The organism is Arthrobacter sp. 01T419 (assembly GCF_056398865.1).
The window spans coordinates 34,467-45,526 of the sequence record NZ_JBFTQF010000009.1; the positions used below are offsets into that span (position 1 = coordinate 34,467).

10 protein-coding genes are annotated in these 11,060 nt (G+C 65.5%); 3 read left to right on the forward strand and 7 right to left on the reverse strand.

Annotated elements, in window-relative coordinates; translation table 11 throughout:
- Nucleotides 1-22: 22 nt before the first annotated feature.
- From AC1DLO_RS14175 to AC1DLO_RS14195, 5 genes are read right to left on the reverse strand one after another with little or no spacing between them, the layout of a single operon-like run.
- Nucleotides 23-1,438, reverse strand: coding sequence for an aspartate ammonia-lyase (locus tag AC1DLO_RS14175; protein WP_476914503.1), 1,416 nt, complete (start codon nt 1,436-1,438; stop codon nt 23-25).
- Complete coding sequence (locus AC1DLO_RS14180; RefSeq protein WP_476891224.1) at nt 1,435-2,667, reverse strand: M20 family metallopeptidase; 1,233 nt, start codon at nt 2,665-2,667, stop codon at nt 1,435-1,437. Before AC1DLO_RS14180 ends, AC1DLO_RS14175 begins: the two co-directional genes overlap by 4 nt.
- Nucleotides 2,657-3,328 carry a DUF1028 domain-containing protein gene (locus AC1DLO_RS14185; RefSeq protein WP_476891225.1) on the reverse strand — a complete coding sequence of 224 codons (672 nt, stop codon included), beginning with the start codon at nt 3,326-3,328 and terminating at the stop codon, nt 2,657-2,659. The genes AC1DLO_RS14180 and AC1DLO_RS14185 overlap by 11 nt, the downstream gene beginning before the upstream one ends.
- Nucleotides 3,325-3,762 (reverse strand): RidA family protein, encoded by a 438-nt coding sequence (locus AC1DLO_RS14190; protein ID WP_184741728.1) that lies wholly within the window; start codon nt 3,760-3,762, stop codon nt 3,325-3,327. Before AC1DLO_RS14190 ends, AC1DLO_RS14185 begins: the two co-directional genes overlap by 4 nt.
- A complete protein-coding gene (locus AC1DLO_RS14195; protein WP_476891226.1) occupies nt 3,762-5,039 on the reverse strand; it encodes a flavin-containing monooxygenase in 1,278 nt (425 codons plus the stop codon). Before AC1DLO_RS14195 ends, AC1DLO_RS14190 begins: the two co-directional genes overlap by 1 nt.
- Before the next feature lie 127 nt (nt 5,040-5,166).
- Between AC1DLO_RS14195 and AC1DLO_RS14200 the strand changes: the two genes are divergently transcribed.
- On the forward strand, nt 5,167-6,078 hold the full coding sequence (locus AC1DLO_RS14200; protein WP_476891227.1) for a LysR family transcriptional regulator: 912 nt from the start codon (nt 5,167-5,169) through the stop codon (nt 6,076-6,078).
- Here AC1DLO_RS14200 and AC1DLO_RS14205 read toward each other — a convergent pair.
- Nucleotides 6,075-6,686: a TetR/AcrR family transcriptional regulator gene (locus AC1DLO_RS14205; protein ID WP_476891228.1), complete on the reverse strand. Its 612-nt coding sequence runs from the start codon at nt 6,684-6,686 to the stop codon at nt 6,075-6,077. The genes AC1DLO_RS14200 and AC1DLO_RS14205 overlap by 4 nt on opposite strands.
- An 83-nt stretch (nt 6,687-6,769) precedes the next feature.
- On the reverse strand, nt 6,770-8,761 hold the full coding sequence (locus tag AC1DLO_RS14210; RefSeq protein WP_476891229.1) for a primary-amine oxidase: 1,992 nt from the start codon (nt 8,759-8,761) through the stop codon (nt 6,770-6,772).
- A gap of 119 nt (nt 8,762-8,880) precedes the next feature.
- Between AC1DLO_RS14210 and AC1DLO_RS14215 the strand changes: the two genes are divergently transcribed.
- Both AC1DLO_RS14215 and AC1DLO_RS14220 read left to right on the forward strand, forming a co-directional pair.
- Nucleotides 8,881-9,483 (forward strand): hypothetical protein, encoded by a 603-nt coding sequence (locus AC1DLO_RS14215; RefSeq protein ID WP_476891230.1) that lies wholly within the window; start codon nt 8,881-8,883, stop codon nt 9,481-9,483.
- On the forward strand, nt 9,480-10,973 hold the full coding sequence (locus AC1DLO_RS14220) for an aldehyde dehydrogenase (protein WP_476891231.1): 1,494 nt from the start codon (nt 9,480-9,482) through the stop codon (nt 10,971-10,973). Before AC1DLO_RS14215 ends, AC1DLO_RS14220 begins: the two co-directional genes overlap by 4 nt.
- Nucleotides 10,974-11,060: the final 87 nt, after the last annotated feature.

The window sequence follows — 11,060 nt, forward strand, 5'->3', positions numbered from 1 at the left end:
TTAGCCGCGCGAGGGTTGGCTTCTACAGTCCGGCCAATGTGGCAGGGGACAAGGCTGCGCTCAGCTGGCGTTCGTCGAGAATGCCATGCTCGCGAACCAGCTCGGTGATCGGCCGCCCCGTGGCGAGGGCCTCCTTGGCCAGGCCAGCCGCCGTGGCATATCCGAGCAACGGGGTGAGGCCGGTGACCACACTGAGCGATTCGGCCATCCTGCGCAGGAGCAACGGTTCGTTGGCTTCGATCCCCGTTACGCAGCGTTCGCGCAGCAGCCGGCAAGCCGCGGTCATCCATTGGAGGGACTCCAGCAGGGCATCGGCCATGAYGGGTTCGAAGGCGTTCAGCTGAAGTTGCCCGGCCTCCGCAGCCATGGTGATGGTCGAATCGGCGCCCACTACCCGGTAGGCCACCTGGTTGACCATTTCGGGTATCACCGGGTTCACTTTGCCGGGCATGATCGAGGAACCTGCCTGCACGGCCGGTAGCGAGATTTCTCCGAACCCGGCCTGCGGTCCCGAAGAGAGCAGCCGAAGGTCGTTGCAGATCTTGGAGAGCTTGACGGCCGCGCGCTTGAGCACCCCCGAGGCCAGGAGGAAGACTCCGGTGTCCGAGGTTGCCTCCACGAGGTTTCCGGCGCTCACTATTGCCAGTCCGGTGATGTCCCCCAGTTCCCGTACGACGGCGGGCCGGTAGCCGGGAGGGGCAGTGATGCCTGTCCCGATGGCCGTTGCCCCGAGATTCACCTCCAGCAAGTGCGGGAGCAGTTCGCGCAAGCGAAGGCGGTCCTCTGCCAAGGTGTCGGCAAAGGCGCCGAATTCCTGGCCGAGCGTCATCGGCACAGCGTCCTGCAGTTGCGTGCGCCCCACCTTGATGATGTCCGCGAAAGCGTCGGAGCGCTCGCGGAACGCGTCCGTCAACAGCGCGTGCTCAGCACAGAGCTCCTCCACTGCCCAGTGCACGGCAAGCTTCACCGCCGTCGGGTAGGTGTCGTTGGTGCTTTGGCTCCGGTTGACGTGGTCGATCGGGTCCACAGCCGAATAGTCTCCAAAGGCGTGGCCGAGAAGTTCGAGCGCGCGGTTCGCGATCACCTCATTGGCGTTCATATTGGTGCTGGTACCTGCGCCGCCTTGGATGCGATCCACGACGAACGAGTCGTCAAAGCGCCCGTCCATCACCTCGCTGGAGGCCTCTTGGATGGCGGCCGATCGGCGTCCATCCAAGAGGCCCAGGGACTCGTTGGCGCGGGCCGACGCGAGCTTTACGGCCCCGAAGGCCCACACGATGCTGCGGAATGAACCGACGCTGCGTCCGCTCACCGGGAAGTTCTCCAACGCCCGCAGGGTGGAGATGCCCCAATACGCTGTGGCGGGCACGTCGCGGCTGCCGAGGCTGTCCTGTTCCGTGCGGGTTGCACTCGCCGAGGCATTGGGCACGGCGGTCACCTGTCTTTCGTATCGTTGGGAAGTCTCACGCTTCCGGAAGGTCCCACGCTTCCGGAAGGTTCCACGCTTCCGGAAGGTCCTACATAGTCCAGCGCCGTCAACGCAAGGGCGGCGGCGCCGTCGTGGATGGCTCGGTTGGCGGCGTCCCCGACGCAGTGCGCGGCGAACTCAGGCTGGTGGTTGGCCGCCGGGAAGCACCCAAGCCCGATATAAGGATGGATTGCCGGGACCAGCTGGGACACATTGCCCATGTCCGTGGAGGCCCGGTTCATGGTGGCCTGCTCCGGCAGGGCGTCGAAGTGCCGGCCCAGGGATTCGGCGTGCCGGATGTACAGCTGCAGCGCCCGGTGCTCTGTGCGGAACTCCGAGTATGGTTCTGACTCCGGGACGATCTCCAGTTCGCAACCGCTCGCCAGCGCTCCGGCCTCGAAACAACGCCGCACCCGCTCTTCGAGCACTTCCAGTTCCGCCAGCGACTCGGCGCGCACATACCAGCGCCCTTCCGTGCGTTCTGGAATGGCGTTGGGCGCTTCGCCGCCCCGGGTCTGGATCCCGTGTACCCGCGTGCCTGGCCGCAGTTGTTGGCGCAGCATCCCGAGGGCAACCTGGGCAACAACAAAGGCATCGTTGGCGTTGACGCCCTGGTCCGGATAGGCGGCGGCGTGGGCGGACTTTCCCCGGTAGGACACGTGGTGGTGCGCGACGGCGAACGGCTTGGCCTCAGCCGCGTCCACCGGGCTGGGATGGGCCATCATGGCCAGGTCGAGGCCGGCGAAGGCGCCGCGCTTGAGGAGCTCGATCTTGCCGCCGCCACCCTCCTCTGCCGGGGTGCCGTACAGCTCCACCGTGAGGTTATGCTCGACGGCGAACGCGGACAGTGCGATCGCCGCTCCCACCGAGATGGCCGAGATGATGTTGTGCCCGCAGGCATGCCCGAGCCCGGTTAACGCATCGTATTCAGCCATGAGGCCGATGCGCCGGCCGCCGTTGCCGAAAACGGCTCGCAGGGCTGTGGGGAAACCGAGGTAGCCCCGTTCCACGGTGAAGCCGTGTTGTTCAAGGAGCTCGGCCGTCCATTCGCTGGCCTGGTGCTCCTGCCAGCCGAGTTCCGGGTTCGCGTGAAGGCGTTCTGAGTAGTCGATCAGCGTGGGCAGCTGGGCCGCGATGCTGCCCAGGATGCGTTCCCGGACTCTCTGGGGCCGGGCCGTCGTGGTGGCTTCAGCGGTCATCGCCAGCGACTCCGTAGCCCACCGAAGCTGCCGGGTCGAGGCCCCGGACAACGTAGTCCTGTCGCTGCGGGAGCCACACGTCCAGGAGCCGGCCAAGCTCGGCCACGGGGTCCTCGTGCCAGTCCACGCGCAAGTCCGTATCTCGCCAACCGTGGCCGGACACGACGCTGATCCCGGCGGAGCAGACAGGTCCGGCTTCGCCGCCGGCGGCCAGCCCGGCACACAGGGCAGCAAGCAAGCGGGACTCAAGTTCGCCGTCGGCCGCTTCGAACGCCTCGCACATCGCTTGCGGCACACCGGGACCGGAGAGCATGTTCCCTGCCGCAACGCTGTTGGGGCCGCGGCCTTCGCCGAAGGTGCCCAAGGTGTGTACTCCGCTGAACACGGCGGTACCGCCGCTGCTGTCGAGCACTACCAACTGGCGGTAGTCGATGCCAGGAGAGTCACGCACGACCGCGGTCAACGCCTCTTCGGCGCTGGCTCCGGCTGAGAGGGCGTCCAGCACGGCCGTGCCAAGCCGAGGGTCGGTGATGTTTTGCGAGCTGACGGCCCCCACGCCGTCGCGCAGGTGTGCGCAACGGGCGGCGACGGCGGGAGATGAGGACGTAACGGCGATCCCGAAGCGACCAGCCGCGTCGGTGGCGGCGATGCTGAAGGTCATGCTGGCTCCCCGGTTGTTGTCGCTGGGGAAAGCACCGCGGTGGCATCGATCTCCACGAGCCACTCCGGGCGTGCCAAGGCGCTGACCACGAGGCCGGTGGAAACGGGGAAGACACCCTTGAGCCAGCGTCCCATGGTGCGGTAAACCGTCTCGCGATAGCGGGGATCCACCAAGTACACGGTGACCTTCACGATGTCTTCGAGAGTGCCGCCGGCCTCCTCAAGCAGCATTTTGATGTTCGCCATGGCCTTGTCTGCCTGGGCTTCGACGTCGCCGATGCCCACCGACTCGCGAGTGTCCAGGTCCTGGCCGATCTGGCCGCGCAGGTAGACCACACCGTTGGCGACGACGGCCTGGCAGAGATCGTTGTCCAGGTTCTGCTCCGGGTAGGTGTCCTTGGTGTTGAACGTGCGGATGCGGGTGTGTGTCGACATCAGAGCGCTCCAATCGCCACAAGCGTGGTCTGTTCGTTGTGGGCAAGGTAACCCCGCTGGATCGCAATCTGGTCAGCGATGTATTTTGCGTCATGCCATACCCCCCAGATGAAACTGGATCCGCGGCGTGACTGCCATGGCAGTCCGAGGAAGTAGACGCCGGGTTCGGAAGATACTCCGCGCTGCTGCCGCGGTTTGCCGTTCTCGTCGAACGCGTCCACTTGCAACCAGCTGTAGTCCACGGCGAAGCCGGTCGCCCAGACGATCGAGGCGACTCCGGCGCTCGCGAGGTCGAGTTCGAGGATGGGGTCGGTAACACTCTCCGGGTCCGGCAGCCGGGTGCGGGCATCGGGCTCCTCGGGGAGATCGAGGCCGTTTCGCTCGACGTACGCGTCAGCTTCGTCGAGTAGCTCCAGATAGTGGGCGTCGCCGTCGGCGATGTTGGTGCGGAGATCCTCGGCAAAGCGCATGGTGCCGTTGTCGAACGCAACGGTCCGGCCGACCAGCTTGATGCCGTTCGCGGCGAGGGCGCGGAAATCGACCGTGTGGCCGCCGTCTGCGCCGCTCACCGCGATCGTTACATGTTCCGCGCCCAGAGCGGGAGTGGAAGCGTCCCACTTGCCGAGCACTCCGAGCCACCAGCAGAAGTCCCGTCCGCGATAACTCCGCGGGGGACGGTCATGCGGTCCTACGGAGAGGTAGACCTGCCGGCCCGACTGCTGGATTTCGGCAGCAATCTGCGCGCCCGAGGATCCAGCCCCGACAACCAGAACAGCGCCCTCCGGGAGTTGTCCCGGGTTGCGGTAGGAACTGGAGTGGATTTGCACGGGGTCGGCGGCGTCGGGAACGACGGCGGGGATCACCGGGCGCTGGAACGGCCCCGTCGCTGCCACGACGTAGCGAGCGTCGAAGTTTCCGTCCGATGTCTCCACGAGGAAACCAGCTGCACCGACGTTCCTGCGCACGGACGTCACCTCGACACCGCAGCGGATCGGCGCACCGATTTTCTCCGCATAGGTGACGAAGTAATCTGCGACCTGTTCCTTCGACGCGAAAGCGCCCGGCTCAAGGTCGCTGAACTCCAGGCCGGGAAAACGGTCGTGCCAGACCGGGCCGTTCGCAACCAGGGAGTCCCACCGCTCTGAGCGCCACCGTTCGGCGATGCGGTGGCGCTCCAGAACGAGATGCGATATGCCGTGTTCGCTCAGATGTTCGCTCATCGCAACCCCGGCCTGGCCTGCGCCGACGACGAGGACTTCAACCTCTTGGCTTGACATGTCAATCTCCTATTTTTCGAGCATGTTGACGAATGATCCAATTCTCACGGGACGAACCTGCATCTGCATAGCGAATAAATCTGCTCAATGGCATCTGAATTGCAGATGATCCAGCTATGCTGGTGCCATGGACGTCACGCTTACCCAATTGCGCTATTTCGTGGAGGCGGCGGGCCAGCTGTCCATGACCGGGGCGGCTGGGCGGCTCAACGTCGCGCAATCCGCTGTTTCCGCCGCGGTGTCACAGCTCGAACGGCACATCGGCTCCCAATTCTTCATCCGGCAACGCTCCAAGGGGTTGGTACTGACACCAGCCGGCGAACTGTTCCTCCGGGATGCGCAGGCCGTGTTGGCGCACCTGGAAGAGGCGTTGGACCACGCGCGGGGGGAGCAGCGCAGCGTGGAGGGCCGGGTACGCCTGGCCTGCTTCAGCACCTTGGCGCCCTTTCTGTTGCCAGGATTGCTGGGCAGACTGCGGACAGAGCACCCTAAGTTGGTTCTCGACGTTACTGAAGCCGATGCCGCGGGGTGCTCTGCCGCCCTGCTGAGCGGGCAGGCAGACCTGGCGCTCTGCTACGACCTCGGACTCCCGGACGGCCTTGCCGTGACGGCGGTCGATGCGGCGCGGCCATACGTGGCCTTGCCCCCGAAGCACCCCCTGGCCGGCCGCCCGCACGTGGCGCTCGCCGAATTGCGCGATGAACCGTTCGTGCTGCTGGACTTGCCGCATACACGCGAGCTGATGCTGTCAATCCTTCGGGGAGCAGGCGTGGAACCGGACGTCAGATTCCGTTCGGCAAGTTACGAGACCGTGCGCACTTTCGTGGCCAACGGCCACGGCTATTCGATACTTCACCAGCGGCCGCAGCATGGGCTGACGTACGACGGTGGGCACGTCGCCGCCGTCGCCATCAAGGACGACGTCCCCGAACTTCGGACCGTCCTGGCGCACCTTCGCTCGCAACGGCCCACGGCCAGGCTGCGCGCTGTGGCCCAGGCAGTGCGGCATCAGGTGGCGGCCGCGCACGGGAGCGCTTAGCCGGCGCGGGTAAGCCGTCCCAATGCGCGCTCCACCAAGTGGCGCTGACGAGAACCCGTGACCGCTTCCGGGTCCAGCATGGAAGTCACATGCAGGCCCATCATGATATTCAGTAGCTCGTCGGCCACCGCATCCGGATCCGCCAAAGGGGAGCATTCGCCGTCGTGCTCTGCTTCCGCGAGGAAACCCATCACCAGGCCGCGCCAATACAGCAGCGCCTCCCGCCCTACCGTCCGCAAAGCTTCCTCTGTTTGCGCCCGCTGCCAAAAGGACACCGCCACGCGCGCCTCCACCACGGTGAGCGGGTCCGCCGGAATGATCTCCAGGCACAGGCCCCGCAAAGCCGCGAGGCCGCGGCGGCCGCGGGTAGTGGCGATGATCCTTTCGTTGGTGCGCTCGCAGATCAGTTGGTAGGCGGCCAGCAGCAGCGCGTCCTTGTTGGGGAAGTAGTAGGCCAGCACGCCGGGAGCCGCATAGCCGCATTCCCGGGCGATGTCCCGCATGCTCGCGTTCTCGATGCCCTGCCCGGCAATCAGGCGCCAGGTGGTCTCGATAATCGAGCGGCGCCGCTCCTCGTGGTCGACCAGCCGCGGCATGGTGCTCCTCATGTTCGTAGGCAGGATCGTGTGCACACTACCACTGCGGAGACCGGAACCACGCCCGGCCCCCGCAGCGTCGCGTGCTGCCCGGGTCAGTGCCCGCAGTGGCCGGTTTCGTTGCCCGCTCCCGGCGGATTGGCCGCGACGCAGTGTCCCGACGCCGACGGCGGCAGGTTCAGTGTGGGGTTCGCGTCGAAGAAGCCGTGCGGCTTCAGGGTGAAGCCTGTCGTGTCCACGGGCATGATGGGCCAATCTTCGGGACGCGGGAAATGTGTGAGGCCGAAGGAGTGCCACACCACCAGGTCTTCACCGTCGATGCCGCGGTCCTGGGCGACGTAGGCGGGCAGCCCGGCGCCGCCCGGGTGCTGGTTGACGAAGTCGCCCGCCGCATAGCGCTCCTCCTCCGCGTGGTGCGTGACCCACAAGTGGTGGCGTGCGAAGGCCGCCCGTGCGGCGATCGAGGAGTCGTCAGCCATGGCCAGCGTGGGATTGTTCTCCGGATACAGGGTGTAGCCCACGGGGTGCCCCAAGTAGTTCAGCGAGTTGGGGTTGCTGATGTGCCACACTCGGCCCTTGGCGCCATCGGCACCACGCACAGCCTCGGACTCGCGGGCCAGGAGGGTGCGTTGCTGGGTGAATGCGTTGCCGTGCGGGTTGCCCGGGCCTTTGGGGAGCCTCACGAGGTCCAGTTCTTCCACACGGTTGGTGGGGCCATCGATGAACATGTCCAGCCGGGCGCTGAAGAGGTGCTGGTGGTACGGCGCTCCGAGGCCCGGCGCTATTTCCGAGGCGTAGGCGTACTCCTTGTCCGGCAGCGCGGCGGTGAAGACGATGCCGGTGGCTTTGGCCTCGAATTCGATGGTGCCGTCCAAGTAGAGGTACCAGTAGAAGCCGTAGTCGTAATTCCCCACCGTGGTGAAGAAGGAAACCACCAAGCGGCGGTTGCGGCGTACTTCGTTGGAGCCGGCCCATTCGTCGGTGTGCTTCCATAGGATCCCGGCATCTTCCTCGTGGATGCAGATGCCGTTTTCAACGGTGCGTGGGTTGCCGAAGTCATCCGCGACCACCGGGGACATGTACGTGATGTCGCCCAGGCAATCGCAGCCAAGCCGCAACGAGTTCGCGTCCCGGCCCACCAGGTACTCGCCCGAGTCAAAGTAGTTCTGCCAGCTCCGGTACGGGGAAGGATCGCCGTACGGGACCACCATTTCGGAGATGGACGCGCGGTGGACCACGGGACGCCGGCGTCCATTGTGGGTGTGGTGGAGCTGGTGCAGGACCAGGCCCTCACGGGCATCGAAACCCACGCGAAGGTCCCAGCCGAGCCATGACAAGTGGTTGCCTTCCAGCGTGAAGCTGGGGCCCTCCGGCTGGATGACCTCGATGGGTTTCAGGTCTGTCCGGAGCTCGCCGTGGATGGCGGGATCGGTGTAGTTGCCGCTTACTGCGGGGACCGGAACGGGGCCGTCGTCGATCAGGTGGTTCACACGCCGGTTTTCGACGTCCACGAAGGCCACGAGCCCGTCGATCGGGTGTGCCCAGGCGTGGTCTCCCGGGTGGTCTTGACGGAAGCCCAGGCCTCGCAGGAGCCGCTTTCCTTCTTCTTCCTCGTACTCGAAAACACCCGCGGAGAGCGGTGCCACACGGACCTGCTCCGGAGCCAGGCCGCGGGAGGCCAGGGCGGCCTTCCATTGGGGATCGTCCGCGAGGATGTCTTCGATGATCCCGAACTCCTCCAGCAAGACGGGCAGTTGGCCGTCGACGGCGGGGTCCAGTTCGCGCTGTTGCAGGACTTCTCCGGTGGCCAGGGAGAGCCGAACATCCAAGGAGCGGGACAGCGATGTGTCCCACAGCATCGCGCGGATGGTGCGGCCGGCGTCTAGGGGGTCTGCGCAGTCGCGGTAAAAGTCGCCGTACAGGGCGTCTTTTGGCGGTTCAACGAGGCCGAGGTAGGCGAAGCGGGTGGTTTCGGCCACGAGCCCGGCCTCGGCCAGGATCCGGCGGCTTTCGTGGATTTCGTGGGCCGAAAGCTGCTCAAGAGGGTGCGTCTGCATGGTGGCCGGAGGGCTTGTCTGGAGAGTCATGGTACTTCCTGAAGTCGAATTTTGATGGTACAACTGTTCAACCAACGCTTTGATGTTATCCAGCTCACAGGCCAGACGTAAAGGGCCGGATTGAAAACAGCTGGCAGTCAGGAGGGTCCATGAACCAGTTCACCCGTATGCGCACCGGTGGAGTCGTCTCCCTGCGCCCGGGGTCCTCACGGGTTCCGGGCGCGGTGGTTTGTACCGCAGCGATTGCCAGCTCCGTTGCCCACTTGGTCGCAGCCGCAGTGGGTCCCGGTGGTGCCATGGCCTGGTGGATGGCAGCCATGGGGGTGGCCTGCCTTACTTGTGCGGTGCCCATGTTCGGCGTGCGCCGTATTTCAAGCAGGCCGAGTATTTCAATCACACACGGTATTTCAATCAAACACAGTGCCGGCAGGGCGGCCGGGCATCTGTGGGCCATGACTGCTGCGATGATCCTGATCCATCTGGGGTTGCTGCTGTTCGCCGGAACCGGGTCCCACCACGGGGGCGGCTCCAGCAGCACCCCCGCCGCCGGCTTTAGCGGCATCCCCGCCGCCGGCCATGGCGCTGCCATGCTCGGCCTCATTGCCGTGGAGCTCCTGTGCCTCTTGGGTGCTTCGATGGCCCTCCGGCTGACCCGCGGTACCGCTGTCCCGGCGTCGGCCTTGCTCCCCCTATCCGCGAAACCCCAACCCGCAAAACCTCAACCCGCAAAACCTCAACCACAGGAGCCATGATGAACACCTCCACTACCTTTTCTTCCGCTTGGCATGGCCGGGCAGACGCCTTGGCGATCGACGGCCGGGCGTTCATTGACGGAAAACGCGCAGCGGGTGGTCATCCGTCCCGCCGCACCACGAGCCCGGCCGATGGCCGAGTCTTGGCCGAGCTTGCTGCGTGCACTCCCGCCGACGTCGACCGTGCGGTGTCCGCCGCGCGCCGGGCCTTCCCTGATTGGTCCCGTAGAAGCGCTGCCGGCCGCAAGGCGCACCTCCTGGCTTTAGCCGACCTCATGGAGCGGCACTCGGACGAGCTGGCACTGCTTGAGACTTTGGACAGTGGCAAGCCGATTCTGCAGACCACTACGGTGGATGTCCCCGGGGCGATTTCCACGCTTCGCTGGTACGCGGAAGCGGCGGACAAGCAGAGCGGCGAGCTTCCAGCGGTGCCTGCAGGGGCTACTGCCCTGGTGACGCGAGAGCCGCTGGGGGTGGTGGCCGCCATTGTCCCGTGGAACTTCCCGCTGGAGATTGCCGTCTGGAAGCTGGCTCCCGCGCTGGCGGCGGGAAATACGCTCGTGCTCAAACCTGCGGAACAGACCTCGCTCAGCGTGCTGCGCCTGGCCGAGCTGGCCACGGAGTCGGGCCTTCCCGATGGCGTGTTGAACATCGTGACAGGCTCGGGGCGGGAAGTGGGTGCTGCCTTGGGGCATCATATGGACGTCGATGCCCTTGCGTTTACTGGATCCACCGCCGTCTCCCGTACCCTCCTCGAAGCCTCCGGGCGCAGCAACCTCAAGCGGCTCAGCCTCGAAGCCGGGGGCAAGAGTTCCAACATCATCTTCGCGGACACGGCCGATCTTGAGGCGGCTGCCGCGAAGGCGGCCTTTGGTGCGTTCTACAACCAAGGCCAGGTGTGCTCGGCAAACTCCCGCATCCTCGTCCAGCGAGCGGTCCATGACGAGTTCTCCGCCTTGCTTGCGGGCGCTGCAGCCGCCTATTCGCCGGCGGACCCGCTGGCGGGTTTGGAGGGTAATGGTGCGCTGATCAGCAGCGCGCACGCCGACGACGTCGAGGGGTGGATTGTGCGCGGGCGCGCCGAAGGGGAGGTGCTTTTCGGCGGCGCAAGGCGGGAGATCTCCGGTTCCGACGCGTACCTGGAGCCCACTCTGCTGGGTGGACTCCCTGCAGACCACGATGTGCACCGTGAGGAAATTTTCGGTCCAGTGGCGGTGCTGCATCCCTTCGACACCGAGGACCAAGCTGTGGCCTTGGCCAACGCTACCGATTACGGGCTTGCCGCCTCCGTGTGGACCTCCGACCTGTCCCGGGCGCATCGGGTGGCCGGCGATTTGCTGGCCGGGACTGTTTCCGTGAACACAGTGGACGCGTTGGGAAACACCACTCCCTTTGGCGGCTTCAAGCAATCCGGCTTTGGACGAGATCTCTCGCTCCATGCTTTCGACAACTACACGGCGCCCAAGACCACGTGGATTCAATTCGGCTAGCAGCCCGGGGTGCTCCGCCTACTGCATCTGCATTACAGATGATCTACATCGAGATTCCATTGTTTACGTGATGCAACTCACACGCCT